25 protein-coding genes are annotated in these 23,154 nt (G+C 70.2%); 8 read left to right on the plus strand and 17 right to left on the minus strand.

Annotated features, from left to right (window positions below; translation table 11 throughout):
- Nucleotides 1-145: 145 nt before the first annotated feature.
- The 11 genes from glmS to BLS56_RS01390 all read right to left on the minus strand — a co-directional run bounded on the left by glmS (nt 146) and on the right by BLS56_RS01390 (nt 9,882).
- Nucleotides 146-1,972: a glutamine--fructose-6-phosphate transaminase (isomerizing) gene (glmS, locus tag BLS56_RS01340; protein WP_091447292.1), complete on the minus strand. Its 1,827-nt coding sequence runs from the start codon at nt 1,970-1,972 to the stop codon at nt 146-148.
- 37 nt (nt 1,973-2,009) lie between these two features.
- Nucleotides 2,010-2,279 (minus strand): hypothetical protein, encoded by a 270-nt coding sequence (locus BLS56_RS01345; protein WP_091447295.1) that lies wholly within the window; start codon nt 2,277-2,279, stop codon nt 2,010-2,012.
- Nucleotides 2,280-2,347: 68 nt separating this feature from the next.
- A complete protein-coding gene (gene mug, locus BLS56_RS01350; protein WP_091448689.1) occupies nt 2,348-2,893 on the minus strand; it encodes a G/U mismatch-specific DNA glycosylase in 546 nt (181 codons plus the stop codon).
- Nucleotides 2,894-3,240: 347 nt separating this feature from the next.
- Complete coding sequence (locus BLS56_RS01355; protein ID WP_091447297.1) at nt 3,241-3,618, minus strand: metal-sulfur cluster assembly factor; 378 nt, start codon at nt 3,616-3,618, stop codon at nt 3,241-3,243.
- On the minus strand, nt 3,615-4,058 hold the full coding sequence (gene sufU / locus BLS56_RS01360; RefSeq protein WP_091448690.1) for a Fe-S cluster assembly sulfur transfer protein SufU: 444 nt from the start codon (nt 4,056-4,058) through the stop codon (nt 3,615-3,617). Before sufU ends, BLS56_RS01355 begins: the two co-directional genes overlap by 4 nt.
- Complete coding sequence (locus BLS56_RS01365; protein WP_091447300.1) at nt 4,058-5,350, minus strand: cysteine desulfurase; 1,293 nt, start codon at nt 5,348-5,350, stop codon at nt 4,058-4,060. Before BLS56_RS01365 ends, sufU begins: the two co-directional genes overlap by 1 nt.
- Before the next feature lie 63 nt (nt 5,351-5,413).
- Nucleotides 5,414-6,187 carry a Fe-S cluster assembly ATPase SufC gene (gene sufC / locus BLS56_RS01370; RefSeq protein ID WP_091447302.1) on the minus strand — a complete coding sequence of 258 codons (774 nt, stop codon included), beginning with the start codon at nt 6,185-6,187 and terminating at the stop codon, nt 5,414-5,416.
- A gap of 19 nt (nt 6,188-6,206) precedes the next feature.
- Nucleotides 6,207-6,521, minus strand: a complete 315-nt coding sequence (locus BLS56_RS01375; protein ID WP_091447305.1) for a non-heme iron oxygenase ferredoxin subunit — start codon at nt 6,519-6,521, stop codon at nt 6,207-6,209.
- Nucleotides 6,518-7,654: a Fe-S cluster assembly protein SufD gene (gene sufD / locus BLS56_RS01380; protein ID WP_091447307.1), complete on the minus strand. Its 1,137-nt coding sequence runs from the start codon at nt 7,652-7,654 to the stop codon at nt 6,518-6,520. Before sufD ends, BLS56_RS01375 begins: the two co-directional genes overlap by 4 nt.
- Nucleotides 7,655-9,103: a Fe-S cluster assembly protein SufB gene (gene sufB, locus BLS56_RS01385; protein ID WP_091447309.1), complete on the minus strand. Its 1,449-nt coding sequence runs from the start codon at nt 9,101-9,103 to the stop codon at nt 7,655-7,657.
- Nucleotides 9,100-9,882, minus strand: a complete 783-nt coding sequence (locus BLS56_RS01390; protein ID WP_175482607.1) for a helix-turn-helix transcriptional regulator — start codon at nt 9,880-9,882, stop codon at nt 9,100-9,102. Before BLS56_RS01390 ends, sufB begins: the two co-directional genes overlap by 4 nt.
- 259 nt (nt 9,883-10,141) lie before the next feature.
- Between BLS56_RS01390 and mptB the strand changes: the two genes are divergently transcribed.
- The 3 genes from mptB to BLS56_RS01405 all read left to right on the plus strand — a co-directional run bounded on the left by mptB (nt 10,142) and on the right by BLS56_RS01405 (nt 13,448).
- Nucleotides 10,142-11,725, plus strand: a complete 1,584-nt coding sequence (gene mptB / locus BLS56_RS01395) for a polyprenol phosphomannose-dependent alpha 1,6 mannosyltransferase MptB (protein WP_228771272.1) — start codon at nt 10,142-10,144, stop codon at nt 11,723-11,725.
- A gap of 11 nt (nt 11,726-11,736) precedes the next feature.
- Nucleotides 11,737-12,663 carry an ABC transporter ATP-binding protein gene (locus BLS56_RS01400; RefSeq protein ID WP_091447314.1) on the plus strand — a complete coding sequence of 309 codons (927 nt, stop codon included), beginning with the start codon at nt 11,737-11,739 and terminating at the stop codon, nt 12,661-12,663.
- Between the two features lie 68 nt (nt 12,664-12,731).
- Nucleotides 12,732-13,448, plus strand: coding sequence for an ABC transporter permease (locus BLS56_RS01405; RefSeq protein ID WP_091448692.1), 717 nt, complete (start codon nt 12,732-12,734; stop codon nt 13,446-13,448).
- 5 nt (nt 13,449-13,453) lie between these two features.
- On the opposite strand, the gene BLS56_RS01410 is transcribed toward BLS56_RS01405, so the two are convergent.
- Genes BLS56_RS01410 through BLS56_RS01420 form a run of 3 tightly spaced genes read right to left on the minus strand, consistent with a single transcriptional unit; the run spans nt 13,454 to nt 15,557 of the window.
- Nucleotides 13,454-14,584, minus strand: a complete 1,131-nt coding sequence (locus BLS56_RS01410; protein ID WP_091447318.1) for an MAB_1171c family putative transporter — start codon at nt 14,582-14,584, stop codon at nt 13,454-13,456.
- On the minus strand, nt 14,584-15,135 hold the full coding sequence (locus BLS56_RS01415; RefSeq protein WP_091447321.1) for an ImmA/IrrE family metallo-endopeptidase: 552 nt from the start codon (nt 15,133-15,135) through the stop codon (nt 14,584-14,586). The genes BLS56_RS01410 and BLS56_RS01415 overlap by 1 nt, the downstream gene beginning before the upstream one ends.
- Nucleotides 15,132-15,557 carry a helix-turn-helix domain-containing protein gene (locus BLS56_RS01420; protein WP_091447324.1) on the minus strand — a complete coding sequence of 142 codons (426 nt, stop codon included), beginning with the start codon at nt 15,555-15,557 and terminating at the stop codon, nt 15,132-15,134. Before BLS56_RS01420 ends, BLS56_RS01415 begins: the two co-directional genes overlap by 4 nt.
- Nucleotides 15,558-15,892: 335 nt before the next feature.
- Here BLS56_RS01420 and BLS56_RS01425 point away from each other — a divergent pair, with 335 nt between their 5' ends.
- Nucleotides 15,893-16,855, plus strand: a complete 963-nt coding sequence (locus tag BLS56_RS01425; RefSeq protein WP_091447326.1) for a COX15/CtaA family protein — start codon at nt 15,893-15,895, stop codon at nt 16,853-16,855.
- An 84-nt stretch (nt 16,856-16,939) separates the two neighbouring features.
- On the opposite strand, the gene BLS56_RS01430 is transcribed toward BLS56_RS01425, so the two are convergent.
- Nucleotides 16,940-17,248 (minus strand): hypothetical protein, encoded by a 309-nt coding sequence (locus tag BLS56_RS01430; protein ID WP_091447329.1) that lies wholly within the window; start codon nt 17,246-17,248, stop codon nt 16,940-16,942.
- Nucleotides 17,249-17,351: 103 nt separating this feature from the next.
- On the opposite strand from BLS56_RS01430, the gene BLS56_RS01435 reads away from it, so the two are divergent.
- The gene (locus tag BLS56_RS01435) at nt 17,352-18,323 is read left to right on the plus strand and encodes a quinone oxidoreductase family protein (protein ID WP_091447332.1); all 972 of its coding nucleotides are present in this window, start codon (nt 17,352-17,354) and stop codon (nt 18,321-18,323) included.
- Nucleotides 18,324-18,565: 242 nt separating this feature from the next.
- On the opposite strand, the gene BLS56_RS01440 is transcribed toward BLS56_RS01435, so the two are convergent.
- Complete coding sequence (locus tag BLS56_RS01440) at nt 18,566-19,156, minus strand: FKBP-type peptidyl-prolyl cis-trans isomerase (RefSeq protein ID WP_091447335.1); 591 nt, start codon at nt 19,154-19,156, stop codon at nt 18,566-18,568.
- Nucleotides 19,157-19,319: 163 nt separating this feature from the next.
- Between BLS56_RS01440 and BLS56_RS01445 the strand changes: the two genes are divergently transcribed.
- The 3 genes from BLS56_RS01445 to BLS56_RS01455 are packed head-to-tail and all read left to right on the plus strand — an operon-like array spanning nt 19,320 to nt 21,680.
- Nucleotides 19,320-20,324, plus strand: a complete 1,005-nt coding sequence (locus tag BLS56_RS01445; protein ID WP_091447339.1) for a hypothetical protein — start codon at nt 19,320-19,322, stop codon at nt 20,322-20,324.
- Nucleotides 20,321-20,965 carry a hypothetical protein gene (locus tag BLS56_RS01450; protein WP_175482673.1) on the plus strand — a complete coding sequence of 215 codons (645 nt, stop codon included), beginning with the start codon at nt 20,321-20,323 and terminating at the stop codon, nt 20,963-20,965. The genes BLS56_RS01445 and BLS56_RS01450 overlap by 4 nt, the downstream gene beginning before the upstream one ends.
- A gap of 58 nt (nt 20,966-21,023) precedes the next feature.
- Nucleotides 21,024-21,680 carry an HD domain-containing protein gene (locus BLS56_RS01455; protein ID WP_091447342.1) on the plus strand — a complete coding sequence of 219 codons (657 nt, stop codon included), beginning with the start codon at nt 21,024-21,026 and terminating at the stop codon, nt 21,678-21,680.
- A gap of 303 nt (nt 21,681-21,983) precedes the next feature.
- Here the strand turns inward: BLS56_RS01455 and BLS56_RS01460 are convergent, their stop codons facing one another.
- Nucleotides 21,984-22,928, minus strand: coding sequence for a heme o synthase (locus tag BLS56_RS01460; RefSeq protein WP_091447344.1), 945 nt, complete (start codon nt 22,926-22,928; stop codon nt 21,984-21,986).
- Between the last annotated feature and the right edge of the window lie 226 nt (nt 22,929-23,154).

Consider the following 23,154-nt stretch of genomic DNA (forward strand, 5'->3'; position numbering starts at 1 on the left):
GGTCGTGGGGCCGAAGGCTCCCCACCCGTCTTTCCCCGCGACGGGATCTTCCTTCGTAGGGGCCCCGAAGAAACCACTCCACCCCATCGAGCAGACCCCGCAACCCAGCCACCCGCAGAAGCCAGCCACCCCATCAGAGCAGGCGCTACTCCACGGTCACGCTCTTGGCGAGGTTGCGGGGCTTGTCGATGTCGCGGCCTAGTTCCGCGGCTATGTGGTAGGCCAGTAGTTGCAGGGGGATGGTCAGGAGGATGGGGTCCAGTTCGGGCTCGCCGCGTGGGACTCGGATCACCTCGTCTGCCAGGCCTTCTGGTATCTCGGCGTTGGTGACGGCGATAACCGGGCCGCCGCGGGCTCGGATCTGTTCCATGGTGCCGATGTTCTTGGCCAGCAGCTCGTCGTGGGGGACGACGACCACGCTGGGCATGTCCGCGTCGATGAGGGCCAAGGGGCCGTGTTTGAGTTCAGCCGACTGGTAGGCCTCGGCGTGGACGTAGGAGATTTCCTTGAGCTTCTGGGCGCCTTCGCGGGCTACTGGCCAGCCGCGCACGCGGCCAAGGAAGAACATGTGGCGGGCGTGGGCGTGGCGTTTCGCGACCTGTTGGACCCGGGCGTCCTCGGTCAGGATCTCCTCGATCTGGGCTGGCAGGGCGCGCAGGCCGGAGACGATCCGTTGGCCGGACGCGGCGGAGAGGTCGCGGACTCGGCCGAGCAGCAGGCCGAGCATGGCGAAGGAGACCGTCATGTTGGTCAGCGCCTTGGTCGAGGCCACCGACACCTCCGGGCCCGCGTGCAGGAACACGCCGCTGCCGCATTCGCGGGCGATGGCGCTGCCGACGACGTTGACCGCGCCGATCACCCGGCCGCCCTTGCGGCGCAGCTCCTGGACGGCGGCCAAAGTGTCCAGGGTTTCGCCGGACTGGCTGATCGCCACGTACAGGGCGTCCGGGTCGACTACCGGGTTGCGGTAGCGGAACTCCGAGGCGGGTTCGGCGTCAGCGGGGATGCGGGCCAGTTCCTCGACCAGGGTCGCGCCCATCTGGCCCGCGTAGTAGGCCGAGCCGCAGCCGAGGAACTTGACCCTGCGGACGGCGCGCAGGGCCATCGGGTCCAAGCCGAGGCCGCCGAGGTGGGCGGTGGCGAAGCGCTCGTCGAGGCGGCCGCGCAGGGCGCGGGCGACGGCCTCGGGCTGCTCAGCCATCTCCTTGCGCATGAAGTCGGGGTGGCCGCCCAGTTCGTAGTCGTCGGCGGCGAGGTCCACTGTGGTGGGTTGCTTGCTGGTGCGCCGGGCCTCCAAAGTGGAGGTTCGATAGTCACCGGCGCGGACGGTGGCGAGTTCGCCGTCATCGAGGAACACCACCCGCTGGGTGTGGTGCACCAGGGCCGCGACGTCGGAGGCAACGAACATCTCGCCGTCGCCGATGCCCAGGACGATCGGGCTGCCGTTGCGGGCGACCACCAGCTCGTCGGGGCGGGTGCGGTCCAGCACGACCAGACCGTAGGTGCCCTCGACGTGGCGCAGCGCGGACCGGACCGCGTCCTCAAGCGAGCCGGTCTCGATCTCGGCGGCGATCAGGTGGGCCAGCGCCTCGGTGTCCGTCTCGGACACCAGGGCCACGCCCTCCGCGGCGAGCCGGGCGCGCAGCTGCTCGGCGTTCTCGATGATCCCGTTGTGCACCACGGCGATCCGGCCGTCGGCGTCCAGGTGCGGATGCGCGTTGCGGTCCGATGGCTCCCCGTGGGTGGCCCAGCGGGTGTGCGCGATCCCGATGGTCGCCGCGTTGGGCGCCGACTCGGCGAGCCGGTCACGCAGCTCCTGCACCCGGCCCGCCGCCTTGGTGACCGCGATCCGCCCCCGCCGCACCACCGCGACACCAGCCGAGTCGTACCCCCGGTATTCCAGCCGGTGCAACCCCTCCACCAGCACCGGGGTGGCCGCCTTGGCCCCCACGTACCCGACGATCCCGCACATACACTCTCCTGCCTCGAAACGATCGGCCCTGGACAACTCAGCCGTAGACGATGCGCCGCAACTGGCGCTCGGACAGCTCGGGCGCGGCCACCGGCCGGGCGGCGAGCTCGGCCGCCAGCGCACTCCAGATCTGCGCGTTGCGGTACTGCTTGCGCCGCAGCTCAGCGTGCCTGCGGCGGACATAGGCCTCAGCCGTCTCCCCGAAATAGCCGATCACGTCGGCGACGACCCGCGCCGCGACCGCGGGCGGCAGCCCGGTGGTCCCGACGACGTGCCGAACGAGGTCCGGCGGCGGCGACTCGGTCACGGGTGCCGACAGTGGCAGCAGACAACCTCTTGACGCAACTTTCCTGCCCGGATTCGGGCACACGGCCGTCAGAACAGGGACTCCCGCAACCCTCGGAACTCGGCCGCCAGATCAGGCAACTGGTAGTGCGCGTTAAGTCCGCTCGGATTCGGCAAGACCCACACCCGTGCCGACTCGATCAGCTCGGACTGGGGGCCGATCGCGGCCTTGGGGACGCCGAACGCGGTGCGGTAGGCGGTCACCCCGACCACCGCCACCACCCGAGGACAGTATTCGGCGACGACCCGGCACAGCCGTTCACCGCCCGCGGTCAGTTCCGCGACCCCGAGTTCGTCCGCCCGCGCGGTCGCCCGCGCGACCAGGTTGGTGACGCCCAAACCGAAGGTGGGCAACAGGTCCTGCTCATCCGGCCGCAGGAGGCGCGGGGTGAAGCCGGACAGGTGCAACGCGGGCCAGAACCGGTTCCCCGGCCGGGCGAAGTGGTGACCGGTGGCACCGGAGTAGAGCCCGGGATTGATTCCGCAGAACAGGACGTCCAAGCCCGGCGCGAGCACGTCGGCGATGGTCCGGTCCTTGGCCGAGGCAAGCTGGTCACGAGTGGGTCGGGGCACCACCCCATGGGAACAGAAGTCGATCACCACCGCCACCGACAAAGGCATCCTTGCGCCCCACCTCCGGACTTCCGCCCCCTCGCTTCCGTTGCGTCCTTTGTGACTACCACCCCCCACCTTGACCCTTCTCCCAAGGCTTCACCCATCCATTATCTTGATACCAATTATGGAAATGACGATTTCGATACCACAGAAGAGGTGAGGTGGCAGATGGGAGACCCGCAAGCGGGAGAGAGCAAAGCGGTCTACTGGCGGATGAGGGCGCCGAGAAAGACCGAGGCCGCTTTCACCACGCGGAACGTGGGGAAAGCGGCCTCGCTGTGATCAACCGTTCTGTGCGGGATCTTCCGTCAAACGGTGAACCCGAGAGCGCGCAACTGCTCGCGGCCGTCGTCGGTGATCTTCTCCGGGCCCCACGGGGGCATCCAGACCCAGTTGATCCGGAAGTCGTTCACCAGGCCGCCGCCGGTCAGGGCGGTGCGGGTCTGGTCCTCGATCACGTCGGTCAGCGGGCAGGCCGCCGACGTCAGCGTCATGTCGATCGTGGCCGTGTTGTCGTCCTCGACCCGGATGTCATAAACCAGGCCGAGGTCGACCACGTTGATGCCCAGTTCGGGGTCGACCACGTCGCGCATGGCCTCTTCCACGTCATCCAACGTGGCCACGTCGGCTCGGGGCGCCTGGTCCGGCATACCCGCCGCGCCGCGCTGGATCTCTTCGTCACTCATGTCGTCACTCCTTCGGCGCGGGCCACCGCGTCCTTGAAAGCCATCCAGCCCAGCAGGGCGCACTTCACGCGCGCCGGATACTTGGCCACGCCCGCGAAGGCGATGCCGTCCTCCAGCACGTCCTCGTCCGGCTCGACCTTGCCCCGGCCCTGCATCAGCTCCACGAACGCGTCCAGCTTCGTGAACGCCTCCGCGACCGGCTTGCCCACCACCAGGTCGGTCAACACCGAGGTCGAGGCCTGGCTGATCGAGCAGCCCTGGCCCTCGTACGACACGTCCGCCACGGTCGCGCCGTCGAGTTTCACCCGCAGCGTGACCTCGTCACCGCAGGTCGGGTTGACCTGGAAGGACTCGGCGTCGAACGGGTCGCGCAGGCCGCGGCCATGCGGGTTCTTGTAGTGGTCCAGGATGATCTCCTGGTACATCTGCTGAAGCTGCATCACACCGCCCCGAAGAACGCCTGCGTCGCCCGCACTCCGGCGAGGAACGCGTCGACGTCGGCGAGGTCGTTGTAGATGTAGAAGCTCGCCCGCACGCTCGCGGGCACCCGCAGCCGCCGGTGCAGCGGCCACGCGCAGTGGTGCCCGACACGCACCGCGATGCCCTGGTCGTCGAGCACCTGGCCCGCGTCGTGCGGGTGGATGCCCTCGACCACGAACGACACGGCGCCGCCGCGCGCGGCGACCTCGCCGGTGGCGTCCAGCGTGGGGCCGAGGACCCGGATGCCGGGGATCTCGGCGAGGCCGCGCAGGGTGGCCACGGTCAGCTCGTGCTCGTGCTCGGCCACCCGGTCCATGCCGAGCACGGACAGGTAGTCGACCGCGGCGGCCAGCGCGACCGCCTGCGAGGTCATCGGCGTGCCCGCCTCGAACCGCTGCGGCGGCGGCGCGAAGGTCGACTTGGCCATCTCGACCATCTCGATCATCGACCCGCCGGTGAGGAACGGCGGCATGGTCTCCAGCAGCTCGCGGCGCCCGTAGAGCACGCCGAGCCCGTACGGGCCGAGCATCTTGTGGCTGGAGAACACCGCGAAGTCGACCCCCAGCGCGGGGAAGTCGACCGCGGAGTGCGGCACCGACTGGCACGCGTCGAGCACGGTCAGCGCGCCCACCGCGCGGGCCCGCGCGACCAGCGCGTCGACCGGGTTGACCGTGCCGAGCACATTGGACTGGTGGGTGAACGCGACGACCTTGGTCCGCTCGGTCACCAGCGAGTCCAGTTCGGACAGATTGAGCCTGCCGTCGTCGGTGACGCCGAACCAGCGCAGGGTCGCCCCGGTGCGCTGCGCGAGCTGCTGCCAGGGCACCAGGTTCGCGTGGTGCTCCATCTCGGTGACCACGATCTCGTCGCCGGGGCCGAGCACGAACCGGGCCGCCTCCGGCCCGGAGGACGCCGCGTTGCCCATGGCGTACGCGACGAGGTTGATGCCCTCGGTGGCGTTCTTGGTGAACACCAGCTCCCCCGGCTCGGCGCCGACGAAGGCCGCGATCCGGGCGCGGGCGTCCTCGTAGGCGTCGGTGGCCTCCTCGGCGAGCTGGTGCGCGCCGCGGTGGACGGCCGAGTTGTGCTGTTCGAGGAACGCGCGCTCGGCGTCGAGGACCTGTCGGGGCCGCTGCGACGTGGCACCGGAATCCAGGTACACCAGCCGTTTGCCGTCGCGGACAGTGCGGCCGAGGATGGCGAAGTCGGCGCGCACGGCGTCGACGTCCAGCGGCGATGTCGCGGTGGTCACCTGACCGGCACCTCCTGTCTGTCTCAGTCTGTTCGTCTCAGGGAAGCTCTACCCGGTGCAACGTCAGGAAGCGCTCGCGGCTTCCTGGATGCCCGCGTATTTCACGTAGCCCTCGGACTCGAGCTGGTCGGCCAGCTCTGGGCCGCCGGACTCGACGATGCGGCCGCCGGCGAACACGTGCACGAAGTCCGGCGCGATGTGGCGCAGGATGCGGGTGTAGTGGGTGATCAGCAGCACGCCCGCCTCCCCGGAGGCCTTGAACCGGTTGACGCCCTCGGAGACCACGCGCAGCGCGTCGACGTCGAGGCCGGAGTCGGTCTCGTCCAGGATCGCGATCTTCGGGTTGAGCAGGGCGAGCTGCAGGATCTCGTGGCGCTTCTTCTCGCCGCCGGAGAAGCCCTCGTTGACACTGCGCTCGGCGAAGGCGGGGTCCATGTCGAGTTCCTTCATCGACTCCTTGACCTCCTTGACCCAGTGGCGCAGCTTCGGGGCCTCGCCGCGGATCGCGGTGGCCGCGGTGCGCAGGAAGTTGGACGTCGACACCCCAGGCACCTCGACCGGGTACTGCATGGCGAGGAACAGGCCCGCGCGGGCGCGCTCGTCCACGCTCATCGCCAGCACGTCCTCGCCGTCGAGGGTGATCGAGCCGGAGGTCACCTCGTACTTGGGGTGGCCGGCGACGGCGTAGGACAGGGTGGACTTGCCGGACCCGTTCGGGCCCATGATCGCGTGGGTCTCGCCCGCCTTGACGGTGAGGTCGACGCCCTTGAGGATCTCCTTGGGGCCGTCGTCGGTGCTCACCGAGACGTGCAGGTCCTTGATCTCCAACGTGGCCATTGCGCTTGTTTCCTAAAAGTCAGTTGAGTGTGGTGGTGACATCGACGTGCACCTGGTCGTCCACAATGGACACCGGGTACACGTCGACCGGTTCGGTCGCGGGCGGCGCGGAGGGAGCGCCGGTGCGCAGGTCGAAGCACGACCCGTGCAGCCAGCACTCCAGCCCCTTGCGCGCCAGCTCCCCTTCGGACAGCGCCAACGCGGCGTGCGAGCACTCGTCGCGCAGGGCGTGCACCTCGTCGCCTTGGCGCACCAGCACGACGGCGACACCGCCTACCTCGACGGCGCGCGGTTTGCCGTCGTCCAGTTCGGACAGCGCGCAAACGGGTGTCATGCTCCGACGGCTTCCAGTTCGGCCTCGATCGCGGCCTCCAAGCGCTCACGCACCTCGGGGACCTGGATCTTCATCAGCAGCTCGTGGAAGAAGCCGCGCACGACCAGGCGGCGGGCCTGGTCCTCCGGGATTCCCCGCGCCTGCAGGTAGAACAGCTGCTCGTCGTCGAAGCGGCCGGTGGCGCTGGCGTGGCCCGCGCCCGCGATCTCGCCGGTCTCGATCTCCAGGTTCGGCACCGAGTCGGCGCGGGCGCCGTCGGTGAGCAGGAGGTTCCGGTTGAGCTCGTAGGTCTGGGTGCCCTCGGCGGCCGCGCGGATCAGCACGTCGCCGATCCACACGGTGTGCGCGTCCTGGCCCTGCAGCGCGCCCTTGTAGGTCACGTTGGATGTGCAGTTGGGGACCGCGTGGTCGACAAACGTGCGGTGCTCGAAATGCTGGCCCGCGTCGGCGAAGTACAGCCCGGACAGGTCGACCTCGCCGCCCTTGTCCGCGAAGGCCGCCGTGGGCGAGACCCGCACGACGTCGCCGCCGAGGGTGACCACGGTGTGCCGCAGGCGCGCGTCGCGGCCGATCTTGGCGTGGTGCGCCGAGACGTGCACCGCGTCGTCCGCCCAGTCCTGAATGGACACCACGGTCAGCTTGGCGCTGTCGTCGAGGACGAACTCCACGTTGTCGGCGTAGACGCCGGAGCCGCGGTGGTCGAGGACCACGACGGCCTCGGCGAAGCGCTCCGCGCGGATCTGCAGGTGGCCGTAGGCGAGCTTGCCCGCGCCGGGGCCGGTGATGGTGACGGTGGTCGGCGCGGACGCGACGACCTCCTTGCCCACGGTCAGCACCGTCGCGGCGGTGAAGGAGCTGTAGGCCTGCGCGGCGACCCGGTCGGCGGGCACGCCGCCCGCGCCGAGCCGGGCGTCGGCGCGGTCCACCGTCTCGACGGTCACCTCGGCGGGCGCGTCGACATCGACCGACGCCGCGCCGGTCGCGGCCGCGCCGGTGTGCAGACCGGCGAGCCGCTTCATCGGCGTGAAGCGCCAGATCTCCTCACGGCCGGAGGGCTGCTCGAACGCCTCGACGTCGAACGAGGTGAACCACTCCGCGCGGGAGGCCTCGGGAACAACAACAGCGGTCGTCATTTAGCCGACGGCCCCTTCCATCTGCAGTTCGATCAGGCGGTTCAGCTCGAGGGCGTACTCCATGGGCAGCTCGCGCGCGATGGGCTCCACGAAGCCGCGCACGATCATGGCCATGGCCTCGTCCTCAGTGAGGCCGCGCGACATCAGGTAGAACAGCTGGTCGTCGCTGACCTTGGACACCGTGGCCTCGTGGCCCATCGACACGTCGTCCTCGCGGATGTCGACGTAGGGATAGGTGTCCGAGCGGCTGATCGTGTCGACCAGCAGCGCGTCGCACTTGACCGTGGACTTCGAGTGGTGCGCCCGCTTGTTGACCTGGACCAGGCCGCGGTAGGAGGTGCGGCCGCCGCCGCGGGCCACCGACTTGGAGATGATCGTCGAGGACGTGTGCGGCGCGAGGTGGACCATCTTGGCGCCCGCGTCCTGGTGCTGGCCCTCGCCAGCGAACGCGATCGAGAGGACCTCGCCCTTGGCGTGCTCGCCCATCAGGAACACCGCCGGGTACTTCATGGTGACCTTGGAGCCGATGTTGCCGTCGATCCACTCCATGGTCGCGCCCTCTTCGGCCTTGGCGCGCTTGGTGACCAGGTTGTAGACGTTGTTCGACCAGTTCTGGATGGTCGTGTAGCGGCAGCGGCCGCCCTTCTTCACCACGATCTCGACCACAGCGGAGTGCAGCGAGTCCGAGGAGTAGATCGGCGCGGTGCAGCCCTCGACGTAGTGCACGTAAGCGCCCTCGTCGACGATGATCAGGGTGCGCTCGAACTGGCCCATGTTCTCGGTGTTGATCCGGAAGTAGGCCTGCAGCGGGATCTCGACGTGGACGCCCTTGGGCACGTAGATGAACGAGCCGCCCGACCACACGGCGCCGTTGAGCGCGGAGAACTTGTTGTCCCCGTGCGGGATCACCGAGCCGTAGTACTCCTCGAACAGCTCCGGGTGCTCTTTGAGCGCGGTGTCGGTGTCGAGGAAGATGACGCCCTGCTTCTCCAGCTCCTCGTTGATCTTGTGATAGACCACTTCGGACTCGTACTGGGCGGCGACACCGGAGACCAGGCGGGCCTTCTCCGCCTCGGGGATGCCCAGCTTGTCGTAGGTGTTCTTGATGTCCTCGGGCAGGTCTTCCCAGGACTGGGCCTGCTTCTCCGTGGAGCGCACGAAGTACTTGATGTTGTCGAAGTCGATGCCGGAGAGGTCGGCGCCCCAGCTGGGCATCGGCTTGCGGTCGAAGAGTCGCAGCGCCTTGAGGCGCGACTCCAGCATCCACTCCGGCTCGCTCTTCTTGGCCGAGATGTCCCGAACCACGGCCTCGGACAGCCCGCGCTGGGCGGTCGAGCCCGCGGTGTCGGAGTCGGCCCAGCCGTACTCGTAGCGGCCGAGAGTCTCCAGGGTCTCTTCCTGGGTCAGCGGCTGGGGCGTGGTGGTGCGCTGCTCGGCAGCGGCAGTCATAGGGACTTCCCTCCATCCGGAACGGGTGGTGCGGTGGTGCCGGGAGGCGGCTCGTCCCCGGCGGCGGCCTGGTCGGCAGGCGCGTGGGGGACGTGGGTTGTGCACGCGGCGTCGCCGCGGGCGATGGTGGCCAACCGCTGCACGTGGGTGCCGAGCAGGTCGGCGAACGCCGCCGTCTCGACCTCGCACAGCTGGGGGAACTCCGCCGCGACGTGCGCCACCGGACAGTGGTGCTGGCACAGCTGCTCCCCCGCGCCGACGCTGCGCGTCGACGCGGCATAGCCCTCGCGGGTCAGGGCCAAGGCCAGTGCCTCGGCCCGCGCCGCGGGGTCTCCCGGCGCGGTCACGGCGTCGCGGTGCCGGTCGACCAGAGTGGCCACCCGGCGCTCGGCGAACGCGCGGACCGCCTGCTCCCCCCCGCTTTCGGCGAGGAAGCGCAGCGCGGAGATCGCGAGGTCGTCGTAGGCGTGCCCGAACCGCGACCGACCGGCCTCGGTGAGCAGGAAGAGCTTGGCCGGGCGTCCGCGGCCGCGGTGGCCGAGGCGGGGGGCGTCACGGGTGTACGCCTCTCCGTCGGCAACCAGCGCGTCCAAGTGCCTGCGGACGGCGGTGGGGCTCAGTCCCAGCGCCTCGGCGATCGCGACCGCCGTGACCGGCCCCTGCTCCAGCAGCAGCCTGGCCACGCCCTGGCGGGTGCGGCCGTCGGCCTGCTGCCCGGCCGCGGCGGGACCGGTGACGGTCTCCTCCGAGGCTCGTGGAGCGAGGGCGGTCTTTTTCACAACACAAGTGTGTCTTATTTCTTTCGAGACAGCAAAGACGAAGGTCACACCGGTGACCGGGCTCACGTCACGGCCGTTCGCGGGCGTCCTCGGCGATCGACGGGGGACATTGTGCACCGCGGTCGGCCTGGGCTCGCGGCCCGTCCCGACGACCGGCCGGACACCGCCCGCCGCCGAGCATGATCGCTCGTGCTCGGCTTGGCGGCCTCGGGCTGCCGCTACCCTTCCCGACGTGGTGGCGGGAGAAACGGAGCGGCGCGTGGCGCGTCAGTGGCCGGACGGCGAGTCGGGCCCGCTGGACGAGGTGGAGCGTCGACAGCTTGACGCCGTGCGCCGGTTCGGGACGGTCGGGTCGCTGCTGCTGATGATCGGCTCGCTCGGGGCAGGCGCGGCCCCGGTGTTCAATCCGGTCTTCCAGATTCCGGTGTTGGGCCTGTTCAGCCGGATGACCACGGTGTCGCTGGCGTTCGCGTTCACCGGCGTGTTCATGATCGTGCTCGCCTGGCTCGGGCTGGGCAGGCTGTCGCGGCCGGGGCGGGCGCGGGTCGTGTCGGTGCCGCAGATGGCCAGGACGCTGGTGATGTGGATCGCGCCGCTGGTGTTCACCGTGCCCAGCTTCAGCAAGGACGTCTACAGCTACCTGGCGCAGAGCGAGATCGCGGCGATGGGCCAGGACCCGTACACGGTCGGCCCGGCGACGGCGCTCGGCGTCAACCACCCCTTGACGCTGGGCGTGCCCACGATGTGGCGGGAGACGCCGTCGCCCTACGGGCCGCTGTTCCTCAGCGTGGGCCGGGCGGTGAGCTGGCTGACCGGCGACCACGTCGTGATGGGCGTCGCCGCGCACCGACTGGTCGCGCTGGTCGGCCTGGCGATGATCGTGTGGGCGCTGCCGAGGCTGGCGCGCCGGTTCGGCGTGAGCCCGGTGAGCGCGCTGTGGCTGGGCGCTGCGAACCCGCTGGTGCTGTTCCACCTGGTCGTGGGCGTGCACAACGAGGCGCTGGCGATCGGGCTGATGCTGGTCGGCTTCGAATTGGCGCTGAGCAGGATGCCCAGGGTGACCCCGGACGGGCCGTTCCCGCCCTGGCAGCGGGGCGAACTGCTCTGGTACGCCATCGGCGCGGCGGTGATCACGCTCGGCGCCGCGGTGAAGATCCCGGCCGCGCTGGCGCTGGGCTTCCTCGGGGTGATGATCGCGCGCCGGATGGGCGGCCGGTGGAAGCACCTGTTCGCCGTGGCGGGCGGGCTCGGCGTCGTGTTCGGCGTGGTGCTCACCGCCGCGTCGCTGGGCAGCGGCCTGGGCTACGGCTGGGTGAGCACGCTGAACACCGCGGCCACCATCAAGAGCTGGATGGCCCCGATGACCGCGCTCGGCTTCGGCGCGGGCGGCCTGGGCATCCTGCTCGGGCTGGGCAACCACATCGACGCGGCGATCACCGTGAGCAGGCTGGTCGGCGCGGTGATCGGGCCGCTGATCGCGGCCAAGCTGCTGCTGGACAGCTTCCGCTGGAAGCTGCGGCCGCTCACCGGCCTCGGCGTCGGCCTCGGCGCGGTGCTGGTGTTCGGCGCGACCGTGCAGCCGTGGTACCTGCTGTGGGCAGCGGTGCCGCTGGCCGCGGCCGCGGGTAACACCCGGTTCCGCACCGCGGCGATGATCGTGAGCGCCGGGCTCGCGGTCGCGCTCGCCCCGACCGGGGCCACCTTCGACGGGCGGGTGTTCGTGCTGCCATACGCCTACATCGGCGCCGTGATCGTCACCGCCATCGCCGTCGCCGCCCTCTGGCGGCACGTGCCGCGCGCGCAGCCGACTCCCGCCGACGCCGTGACGTCGGGCACGCCTTAGGCTTCCCAGTCGTGAACGCGCCCGCCGTCGAGGTGTCCGGCCTGGTCAAGACCTACCGGGCGACCACGGCCGTCGACGGGCTCGACCTGCGGCTCGACCGCGGCGCGGTGCTGGCGCTGCTCGGTCCCAACGGCGCGGGCAAGACCACCACCGTCGAGGTGTGCGAGGGCTTCCTCGGCCGCGACTCCGGCGAGGTCCGGGTGCTCGGCCTCGACCCGGCGACCGACGGCGAGCGGCTGCGCCCGCGGATCGGCGTGATGCCCCAGGGCGGCGGCGCGTACCCGGGCATCCGCGCCGCCGAGATGCTGTCGCTGGTCGCGGCCTGCGCCGCCGACCCGCTGGACCCGGTGTGGCTCATCGACGTGCTCGGCCTCGGCGGCTGCGCGCGCACCCCCTACAAGCGGCTCTCCGGCGGCCAGCAGCAGCGGCTGTCGCTGGCCTGCGCGCTGGTCGGCCGCCCCGAGCTGGTCTTCCTCGACGAGCCGACCGCGGGCATGGACCCGCAGGCCCGGCGGCTGGTGTGGGAGCTGGTGCACGCGCTGCGCGCGGACGGGGTGAGCGTGCTGCTGACCACGCACCTGATGGAGGAGGCCGAGGCGCTGGCCGACCACGTGGTCATCATCGACCACGGGCGGGTGGTCGCCGAGGGCAGCCCGAGCGACCTCACCGCGGACAACCCGCACGAGCAGCAGCTTCGGTTCCGCGCGAAATCCGGCCTCGACCCGGCCCTACTGGTGGCCGCGCTGCCCGAGGGCTGCCGGGTGTCCGAGCCGACGCCGGGCTGGTACCTGGTCGCCGGGACGGTCAACCCTCAGGTCGTGTCCACGGTGACCGCGTGGTGCGCCCAGCAAGGCGTGCTGGCCGAGGAACTCCAGGTCGGCAGACGCAGCCTGGAGGACGTCTTCCTGGAACTGACCGGACGGGAGCTGCGCTCGTGACCACCGAGGCCGGGCGGTTCGCCCCGGGCACCTTCACCCCGGCCCCCGGGGCGGGCAGCCCGCCGCGCATGCTGATCACGCACGCGCGCACCGAGACCATGCTGACGCTGCGCAACGGCGAGCAGGTGCTGCTGACCCTGCTGATCCCGCTGGCGCTGCTGGTCGGCCTGAGCCTGCTCGACATCATCGCCATGCCCGAGCCCAGGGTCGACTCGGTGACCCCGCGGATCTTCGCGCTGGCGGTCATGTCGTCGGCGTTCACCGGCCAGGCCATCGCCCTGGGCTTCGACCGCCGCTACGGCGTCCTCAAGCGCCTCGCCGCGACCGCGCTCCCCCGCTGGCTGCTGGTGGCGGGGCGGGTGCTGGGCTGCCTCGCGGTGGTGACCGTGCAACTGCTGGTGCTCGCCGCGGGCGCGGTCCTGCTGGGCTGGTCGCCGTCCGGCGTCGGTCTGCTGTGGACGGTGCTGCTGGTCGTGCTGGGCGCCTTGGCTTTCGGCGCGTTGGGCGTGCTGCTCGGCGGCGCGCTCAAGGCCGAAGTGGTGCTGGCGCTGGCGAACGTGGTGTGGTTCGTGCTGCTGCTCGCGGGCGGCATCGTGGTCGCGGCGGACTCGCTGCCCCCGGGCATGGCGGACGTGGTGCGGCTGCTGCCTTCCGCGGCCCTCACCGACGCACTCACCCAGACCCTGGCCGACGGCTCCGCCCCCGCCCTGTCCTCAGTGCTCACCCTGGTCGTCTGGGGCGCGGCCGCCGGACTCCTGGCGACCCGGACGACCAAGCTCGTGTGAAGGGCCTAAGAGGCTCGATCTTGGCCGGCGGTACGCCGCGCTGATCCGGCCGGGCCTGGCCAGTGCGCTGCGACGCGTTCGAGCCAGGCGACCTCGTCGGCGAGGACCCGGCTTCCCGGGCGGGTCTCCGGCGGGGGCGCCGCGGTTGGCGGGCGGCCTTCGAGCTTGGCGGCCAAGGCGGCGCGCAGGGCGGCTGCCTCGGCTTCCGGGGTGGCGTGGGCGGCTGGGGCGATGTGCCCGCGCAGGGCGGCGCGGCCGTCCCAGATCTCGATCACCCTGCGGTACAGCCGGTACTCCATGTGCCACCACGGGGCGGGCGAGGCCAGCGCGATCGACGGCGTCGCCCGGCGCAGGGCGTCCCAGAGCGGGGCCAGCCTGCGGTAGGAGCGGTAGTGGGCCAGCCACTGGCGCAGGGCCGCGACCCGGGGCGCCCACGCGGGCAGGGTGATGCCGACCATCCCGGTGCACAGGCCGATCGCGAGCAGCACCAACTCCGCGAACCGCTGGTCCCACGGCAGCCGCGCGCCCATGACGGCGGTCCCGATGTAGACGATCCGGTGCCCGGCCCAGACGACCGAGAGCCACCCGCCCGCGGTGAACACGATCAGGCCCCGGCGCAGCCACGGGCGGTCGGCCAGCCGCGCCCAGTGCGCGGTGAGGCGCGAGTTGAGGACCAGCGACACCGCGACCCAGGCCACGAACACCAGGTTCGCCGTCGCCGACCACGGCTGCTCCGCCCACCGCACCGCCGCCCAGTCCGGCGCCTCCGCCGACTGCGCGACCGTCCACACGCCGATCAGCCCGACCATGCCCGCGGTGATGACCACCGCCCGTCCGGCGACCGCCCGGGGCCGCCGCTCCGGGGCGTGGGTGGAGCAGACGAGGAAGACCTGCAAAGCGAACAGGCCCGCGAACACGATCTCGTGCTGCGCGATCCAGCCCAGGCCGGGCACGGCCCGGTCGAGCACGCCGCCCACCGGCGCGTAGCCCAGGACCAGCGCGAGGACCAGCGCCAGCAGCGCGACGCACAGGGCCAGCAGCGCGGGCCGAGGACGGCGGAGCAGGTCGACCGACTTGTAGGCCAGGGCCAGCCCGACGACCGCGATGATGAGCAGGTGCAGCGCTTCCGGCGACATCACCGGAAGCGTTCCATGGCCTCGCCGAACCGGTCGACCACCGCGGCGTCGGCCGGGGCCAGCGCGCGCCGGGGGGCGAGCAGCGACCGGCCCGCGAGCTTCCAGATCAGCGACGCGGCGACCTCGGCTTCCTGCTCGCACCTGGAGTTGTAAGAGCCGTAGGCGCCCCTGTGCAGCACGCCCATGCGGCGCAGCAGGTCCGGCGAGACGTCCGGGGTCAACTCTGGACCCGGGCGGGCGCCCTGGTGGCCGAGGAGCATGTGGCCAAGCTCGTGGCAGACGATGTGCTCGGCGCGCAGGGCGGGCGAGTCGCGGTCGTAGACGATCACGTCGACGGTCGGCCCGGCGAGCCAGGCGCCGTCCGGGGCGCCCGGCGGCAGCGGCGCCGGGACCAGGTGGATGGGACGGCCGCGGTGGGCGGCCACCCGGTCGCAGAACTCGGCCAGGTCCCACGGCCGGGGAACGCCGATCTCGGCGAGCAGTGCGCGCACGCGGGCACGCAGCCGCCGGTAGTCGCGGCAGGCGCGCACGCGGTCGAGCACAGACCTCACGGCCGCTCCGCTGGTTTTCCCGCGGACCGCTCGATCTCGCGCACGCGGTTGGTCATCTCCAGGATCGCCGCCCGGCCCGCCTCCGAAAGCTCCCCCGCGCGCATCGCGATGGCGCGGACCTGGGCGTCGCGCCACGCGGCGACCAGGTCGAGCTGCTCATCGATGCGGGCGGACTCGGCGTCGTCGGAGAAATAGCCGATGGGGACGCCGAAGAACTTCGCCAGGGCCTCCAGATGCCGGAAGCTCGGATTGTCGCGCGCGCCTCTGCGCCACGCCGAGATCGCGCTGTGCGAGACCTCGATCCCCTGCTCGCCGCGAATGGCCGCGGCGATCTCCTCGTTGGTGAACGGCCCGCGTCCCGCCGGGTGCACGGTCGTCACCAAGCGGTTCAGCTTCTCGGCCAGGGTGTTCCCGCCGTCCATGTCGCCCCCTCCCGGTGGTGTTCGACACGTGTCGCGAACCCGCACCGGACATTGCACTACTGTTGAAACCCCTACTCGCGGAGTATAGATTTCGCCCCGCGGGGAGGACGCTACCGCCGGACGGGTCGTGGGGGGATCGAGCCGTCCGGCGGTAGCCTGGGGAAGGCGATGGGGGAGTTCGCCTTCCGACACGCAGTGTAGTGCGCTGTGATCGCTGCGTGGAGGCATTTCGCGAACATGGCCACATTTTCCTTGATCAGCGCGCGGTGAGAGCCAGCGCACGCTAAAAGGCAACCGCTTCCGGCCTCTCAGTTTCCTCCGCTTAGCATCAGCGGGTGCCGCTGGAAACACTCAAGTCCCGCATCGACCGCCTGCCCAGCCCGAGCGTGCGCGCCCAGCGCGCGGTCGCGGTCGCGGTGGTCGTCACGCAGGCGCTGATCGCCGTCACCGGGTCCGTGGTCCGGGTGACCGGCTCCGGGCTCGGCTGCTCGACGTGGCCGCAGTGCCAGCCCGGCAGCCTCGTGCCGGTCGACCACCCGGAGTTCGCCGCGCTGAACCAGTGGATCGAGTTCGGCAACCGGCTGCTGACCGGAATCGTCGGCCTCATCGCCATCGCCGCGTTCGCGCTGGCCTACCTCACCAGGCCACACCGGCGGCACTACCTGCGGCTGGCCCTGGCGATGCCGCTCGGCGTGGTCGTGCAGGCGATCGTGGGCGGGCTGACCGTCCGGTTCGACCTGCTGTGGTGGACCGTCGCGGTGCACTTCCTGGCGTCCACGGTCATGGTGTGGCTGGCCGTGCTGCTGGTGCACGCCGTCGACGAAGGCGACGAGCCGCCGGTCCCCCTCGGCCCGCGCGCGCTGCCGGGCCTGCTGCTGGCCTCGATCGCCGTGCTGGGCGGGCTGCTGGTCGCGGGCACGATGGTGACCGGCGCGGGCCCGCACGCGGGCGACCCGGACACCCCCCGGCTAGGCCTGCCGGTGGAGACGCTGGCCCACGTGCACGCCTGGTTCATGTTCGGGTACCTGGCGATGCTGGTCGCCGCGGGCTTCCTGCTGCGCACTGGCCCGGCGACGCGGAGCCTGTGGCGGCGCTACCTGATCCTGGTGGCCGTGGTGCTCGCCCAGGGCGGCCTGGGCTTCGTCCAGTTCTGGACCGGCGTGCCGGAACTCCTGGTGTCCCTGCACGTGCTGGGCGCCATGGGGGTCATCGTGGCGACAACCAGCCTGTGGTGCGCGACGCGCGAACGCCCGATCGGCACGACCGAGATCGACGTGCCGCGCGCGGTCGCCGTCTGAAACGTCGTCGCCGTCTAAAACGTCACAGCCCAGACCTGGAAAACGCGCGAGGCGGCGGCCTGCGGCCACCGCCTCGCGGGAACGTCAGCCTCGGGTGCGGGCGGCCATCTTCTTGCGGTGCGCCGCGCCGATCTTGGTCGCGGCGACCGCGTCGCGGTCCCAGTCGGACAGTTCGAGGCCGTCGATCTTCTCGACCAGCGCCTCGCCGGTCGCCGGGCTGGGGACAAGCACGTCGCCCAGCGCGCCGTCGCCGCCGACGAGCACCACTCGGGCGCCCTTGCGGCCGATGTTCTCCACGACCGCGCGCGCCGGCTTGCCATGCGCCTTGACGAAGGCGATCGTCGCCTTCAGAGCCTGCGCGGGGACCTGCTGGGGGGTGTTCTCGTCTGCCACGGTCCGAGCTTAGGACCTCGACCCCGGGCTCACCCGTCCACCGTGATCGGCGCCACTGCTGCATGCTTGGCGGCGAAAGAAACACAGGTGGGAGGAGGCCGCTGTGGCCAAGGCAGTGGTGGTGTCGAAGGCGGGCGGGCCCGAGGTCCTGGAGTACACCGAGACCGAGATCCGCTCACCCGGTCCGGGCGAGTTGCTCGTGCGGGTCGCGGTGGCCGGGGTCAACTACATCGACACCTATCACCGGGCTGGTCTGTATCCGCTCCCCCTCCCGTTCGGGCTGGGCCTGGAGGGCGCGGGCACGGTCGGCGCGGTGGGCCCGGAGGTTTCCGGGTTCGCGGTGGGCGACCGGGTGGCGTGGGCGGACGCGTCGGGGAGCTACGCCGAGCAGGTTGTGGTGAAGGCGGCGGCCGCGGTTCCGGTGCCGTCAGAGGTGACCGACGATATAGCCGCGGCACTGATGCTCCAGGGGCTTACCGCGCACTACCTGGTCGCTTCCACGTACCCGGTCGCCGAGGGCGAGACGGTGCTGGTGCACGCGGCGGCCGGTGGGGTCGGCCTGCTGCTGGTGCAGTTGGCGAAGGCCCGTGGGGCGCGGGTCATCGGCACGGTGTCCACCGCGGACAAGGAGCGGTTGGCCCGGGCAGCGGGGGCGGACGAGGTGATCCGGTACACCTCGGAGGATTTCGTTTCCCGTACTCGTTCGCTCACTGGGGGCGAGGGTGTTGCGGCCGTTTATGACGGGGTGGGGAAGAGCACGTTCGCCGGGAGTCTGTCGGTATTGCGGCGGCGGGGGATGCTGGTTTTGTTCGGGGCGGCCAGTGGGGCGGTTGAGCCGGTGGATCCGCAGCGGCTCAATGCCGCTGGGTCAGTGTTTTTGACCCGGCCCAAGTTGGGGGATTACACGGCTACCGTTGAGGAGTTGCGGTGGCGGGCCGGGGAGTTGTTCGGGGCTGTTGCTTCTGGGGCGTTGGATGTCCGGATCGGGGGTCGGTATTCGTTGTCGGAGGCGCGGCAGGCGCATGAGGATCTTGAAGGGCGGCGTACCGCTGGGAAGCTTTTGCTGATTCCGTAGGTGCTTGCTTTCGTGGGGTTGCTCGATGGGGTGGGCGTCGGTTCGGCCTGGCAGGTGGGCGGGTGTGCTGGTTTGCTCCGGTCGAGGACTTGGCAGTTTGGAGCGGTTGGCCGGTGGGTAGGTGTGCTGGACCGCCGCTCCCACCGAGTGTGCCTGGCAGGGGCAGGCGCACTCGGTGGGAGCGGGGTTCTTGCCTGCACTGGTTATTGGCCGGGTGTGGACTGGCCGGTGGGGAATCGTGGTCAGGTGACCTGGACGGCGTCTACGACGAAGACGAGCGTTTCGTTGGGGGCTATGCCGTTGCCGCCGGGGCCGTAGCCCTTGTCGGGGGGAACGACCAGGAGCCTGCGGCCGCCCTGCTTCATTCCGATCAGGCCTTCGTTCCAGCCGTCGATCACGCCTGCTTGGCCCACGTTTTCCAGGGGGAAGGGGTTACCGCCCCAGGAGGTGTCCTTTTCCGCCCTGTCGGACCAGGTGACCAGGACGTAGTGGGTGACCAGGGTCGCGCCTGCCTTGACCTCGGGGCCGGTGCCCGCGATGAGGTCTTCGCTCAGGATCGCCTTGGGTGGGGAGCAGTTGGCGGGGAGGGTGATCTTCGGCTTGGAATTGGCCGCGCCGTCGATCTTGAAGTCGGCGGCTGTGCATTCGACCGCCGTGGAGACGTCGCCGCCGTTGGGTTGTGGGGTGCTGCTGGTGGTGCTGGGCAGAGGCTTGATGGTGGCGGATGAGCGGCCGCTGCCGGGGTCCACGGTGGAGGCCTGCTCGGAGTTGGCACAGGCGGCGAGGCTCGTCGCCGTCGCCACCGCGATCATGAGTTTGCCGACGTTGCGCATGGTGAGCGAGCTTAGGTGGGGTGGTTTCCCTGGCCGCACCCGCCTGTGGTCTCACCCGTTCTCCGCATTTCACGATCGACTGAAGATCGGTAAACTAACCGCGCGCGCCCGAGTGGACACGGATAGCAGCGACTGCTCGGGACCGCCGAGGAGGTGACCTGCCGTGTCTTCGGACGCCAAGGGTCTCCGCACCCATCCGATCCAGGAGCTGTTCTGGACCCGCACCGGGCTGTTGCTGCTGATCCTGCTCGTGGTCTCGGGCGCGTCGATGTGGGTGTCGAGTGGTCTCGCGGCTGGGACGGGCAAGACGCTGCTGACCACGTTGAGCACCGGGACCATGGTTTCCGCTGTGGTGGGGTTCGGTCAGACGCTGATCACCACGAGTGCCACCCGCCGGGCGATGGTGACCCCGCTCATCGAGGAAAGCAGGCGGGCGCTGCACGAGCTGTCCGCGGAATACCGGTCCCTCAACAGCGAGTTCTTCCCCACCCACGTCTTCGAGGCGACCACCGACCCCGACCCGGTGTTCAACGCGCTCATGATGGCCGACCTGCGCGACTCCCGGCAGTTTCTGTTCCGCGGTTTCTCCGGGCGCTACGCGGCCGTGCGGCTGCTGCTCTCGCACGCGGAATGGGAGGTGCGCGCGGTGGTCGCCGACCCGTGCGAACGCACCGCCATCAGCGGCCGGGCCCGGTACCTCGCCCGCCACCAGGGCGCGGACGCCGACTACGAGAAGATCCAGGCCACGCTGCACGAGGAGATCCGGATCGGGCTCGTCGGGCTGTATCTGGCCCGCAGCCGGTGCACCTCGGTCGACGTCACGGTGATCGGCGATCCGCCGCTGGACCGGGTGGAGCTGTTCGACGACAGCGTCTGGATCACCCTCTACAGCGCGGTCGCGGGCGCTCCGACGCTGTACCCGCGCACGCTGCGGTTCTCCGAGGGCTCGTTCATCTACGACATGCAGCGCGCCGAGTTCGCCCGGCTGCGCGCCGCGCGCGACGCGCGCCGGTTCGTGCTCACCCCGGACACCAGCCGGGAGGAATTCCTGGCGCACTTCGCGAAAGTGACCGGCGCCACCCTGTCCGAGGAGCAGTTCCGCGAGCTGGAGGGCAAGTTCCACGCCTTCCGGCAGGAGTTCTCCGCCAAAGCCCAGCTCGGGAGCTGATAACCGTGTCCTCGCCCGTCCCAGCGCTCTCCGAGCTAGCACAGCGGATGCGCGAGATCGATCTCACCCGCAGGCGGTGGACCGCGGCCCACGCGGGCGTCGAGACCTGGGTCGACGGCCCCGGCCTGCGGTCGGTGCTGCGCAGGCACCTGCTGGACCTTGGCCCAGCCAAGGCCGCCGCCCTGGTGGAACGCTCCCGCGAGACGACAACGCATTTCGCGTGGTGCCTGCGCGACAACCCCGACGAGCCGTTCACCTTCTGGCTGCACGAGTACAAACCCCAGCAAGACTGGCGCCCTGGCTACGCCGACTCCGTGCACAACCACCGGTACCACTTCTGCACGGTGATCCTGCACGGCGGCTACCGCCATGAGCGGTTCGACGCCACCGTCGACCCCGACACCGGCCTGATCTCGGCGGCCAAGCTCACCCACCGCACCGACTGTGAGACCGGCGCCTCCGGAATCATGCTGGCAGACCAGTTCCACCGCATTCCGCGCGCCGTCGACGGCACCATGACCTTCCTGGTCAAGTCCCGCCCGGTGACCCCGTGGAGCCTGTCCTACGACCCGGACACCCACATCGGCCACCGCCACGTCCCCGTCGAGTCCCGGCTCGAAGAGCTGACCAGGCGCATCTGAAACGAACTACCATCGCCCCACCCGTCTGTCCAAACGCGCGGGATCGGGAGGGGTCGGCATGTCCACATCCACCATCGGCGCGGTGCACCCCACCGCCGTCAAGCAGGTAGAGCAGCGTGTTCGCGCCCTGTGCGAGCGCTACGCCCAAAAGCTGCCCTTCCACGGGTGGCACCACGTCAGCTTCGTCCGCGACAAGGCAACCGAGTTCGCCCACCTCAACGGCTCAGACGTCTCGGTGGTCGAAACCGCGGCCCTGGTCCACGACGTCAACTACCTGGTCCGCCGCAACTCGACCGCGGCGGCGGGCAGCGGCCTCCGCCGCACCATCCTCACCGACGCCCACATCTCCCCCGAAGTGACGAACTGGATCGACGCCTTGGTCGACGAGGCCGAGATGCGCACCCGCCACCGCGACATCTCCCTGGAAGCCCAAGCCCTAAGCGACGCGGACACCCTGTTCAAGGCCCTACCGGTCACCCCAGTGGTCCTGGCCCACAAGTACCTCGCCGAAAACGGCGTAACCCTCCGCGAACTAGCCAACAAGATCGTCGGCGAACAACGCAACGTCCACGACGAAGGCTTCTACTTCTACTCCCCCGAAGCCGCAGCCAACTACTCACGCTGGGCAACCGCAAACCTCGAACTGTGGCAGTGCATCAAGGAATCCCTAGACGACCCCACAGTAGAACGCCTACTCACCGCAGTAGGCCCCTGACCGCCCCAGGGCCCCAAGCACTCCTGCCAACCGCACCCCAAAGCCACCAGGTGCTCGCTGGGGTAGAGCAGCAAGGACACCCGCCAAGGACACCCGCCCCCTGCCCAACCGCACCCAACGCTGCCAGGTGCTCGATGGGGTGGAGTGGTTTCTTCGGGGGAGAAGGAAGATCGCTAAGCTGGCTTCGCACGTGTGAGGCCGAAGGCTTCCCACCCGTCTTTCACACGGCGATCTTCCTTCGTAGGGGCCCCGAAGAAACCACTCCACCCCATCGAGCAGACCCCGCAAGCACCACGCGAGCAGCTAGAACGGCCACCCAGTAACCGGCAACGACAACGCCGAGTCAACAGCAAGCGCCACAAACACCAGCGTCAGATAGCTGTTCGACAGATGGAACAGCGTCATCGGGTTGCCAGGATTCCCCCGGCGAACCGCCCGATACAGCCGGTGAGCGAAGACCAGGAACCACGCCCCAGCCAGCAGAGCGAACCCCGCGTACACCCACCCAGTCGCCGGAACGAGCAGCAGCGTCCAGGCGACCATCACCCACGAGTAGACAACGATCTGCTTGGCCACATGCTGCGGCGTGGCCACGACCGGAAGCATCGGAACACCGGCGGCCGCGTAGTCATCCCGGAACTTCATCGCCAGCGCCCAGAAATGCGGCGGCGTCCAGAAGAAGATCACCCCGAACATCACCAGCGCGGGCCACGTCACATCCCCGGTCACCGCCGACCACCCGATGACCACCGGCATACATCCGGCCGCGCCGCCCCACACGATGTTCTGCGACGTCCGCCGCTTCAGAATCATCGTGTAGACCAAGACGTAAAACAGAATCGCGCCGACGGCCATAGCCGCGGCGAGGAAGTTCGTCGTAGTCCACAGCCAGGCGAACGACAGCACACCGAGCACGACCCCGAACACCAAAGCGTTCCGGGTGGGCACCACATGCCGGGCGAGCGGACGATTGCTGGTGCGCTTCATCACCGCGTCGATGTCGGCGTCGACCACGCAGTTGAGCGCGTTGGCGCTGCCCGCGGCCATCGTGCCGCCCAGCAGCGTGGTGAGCACCAGCCACGGCGAGGGGATGCCGCGGGCGGCGAGCATCATCGCGGGCACGGTGGTGACGAGCAGCAACTCGATGATGCGCGGCTTGGTGAGCGCCACATAGGCCTTGACGACATCCGCGCGACTCGGAGATGACGCCGGAACGGTGTCGACGGGCACTGGGATCACCGACGACATCTCGCTCCTCAGGTCAGCCGTGACCTGGTGAGACCCCGGTCACTGCGGTCGATTTCGCGCCTGCGGCAGAAGCCGCGACGCAGTGGCAAATGTTAACCGCGCCGTATCGGGGTACCCGTATCGGGTGGCGGGTGCCACCCCGTGTCGGTCGGAGATCACACCGCCGACCCGGGCGGACTACGCTGACCAGTGGACCAGGGATGACATGCGGGTCGGGCCAGGTCAC

Source organism: Actinokineospora iranica, from assembly GCF_900101685.1.
Taxonomy (GTDB): Bacteria; Actinomycetota; Actinomycetes; order Mycobacteriales; family Pseudonocardiaceae; genus Actinokineospora; species Actinokineospora iranica.

Bases quoted from the DNA above. Each gene is read 5' to 3' on its own strand.
- glmS (WP_091447292.1), bottom strand. From the start codon at position 1,972: ATGTGCGGGATCGTCGGGTACGTGGGGGCCAAGGCGGCCACCCCGGTG.
- BLS56_RS01355 (WP_091447297.1), bottom strand. From the start codon at position 3,618: ATGAGTGACGAAGAGATCCAGCGCGGCGCGGCGGGTATGCCGGACCAG.
- sufU (WP_091448690.1), bottom strand. From the start codon at position 4,058: ATGCAGCTTCAGCAGATGTACCAGGAGATCATCCTGGACCACTACAAG.
- sufC (WP_091447302.1), bottom strand. From the start codon at position 6,187: ATGGCCACGTTGGAGATCAAGGACCTGCACGTCTCGGTGAGCACCGAC.
- BLS56_RS01375 (WP_091447305.1), bottom strand. From the start codon at position 6,521: ATGACACCCGTTTGCGCGCTGTCCGAACTGGACGACGGCAAACCGCGC.
- sufD (WP_091447307.1), bottom strand. From the start codon at position 7,654: ATGACGACCGCTGTTGTTGTTCCCGAGGCCTCCCGCGCGGAGTGGTTC.
- sufB (WP_091447309.1), bottom strand. From the start codon at position 9,103: ATGACTGCCGCTGCCGAGCAGCGCACCACCACGCCCCAGCCGCTGACC.
- BLS56_RS01405 (WP_091448692.1), top strand. From the start codon at position 12,732: ATGCTGATCACGCACGCGCGCACCGAGACCATGCTGACGCTGCGCAAC.
- BLS56_RS01410 (WP_091447318.1), bottom strand. From the start codon at position 14,584: ATGTCGCCGGAAGCGCTGCACCTGCTCATCATCGCGGTCGTCGGGCTG.
- BLS56_RS01420 (WP_091447324.1), bottom strand. From the start codon at position 15,557: ATGGACGGCGGGAACACCCTGGCCGAGAAGCTGAACCGCTTGGTGACG.
- BLS56_RS01440 (WP_091447335.1), bottom strand. From the start codon at position 19,156: ATGCGCAACGTCGGCAAACTCATGATCGCGGTGGCGACGGCGACGAGC.
- BLS56_RS01455 (WP_091447342.1), top strand. From the start codon at position 21,024: ATGTCCACATCCACCATCGGCGCGGTGCACCCCACCGCCGTCAAGCAG.
- BLS56_RS01460 (WP_091447344.1), bottom strand. From the start codon at position 22,928: ATGTCGTCGGTGATCCCAGTGCCCGTCGACACCGTTCCGGCGTCATCT.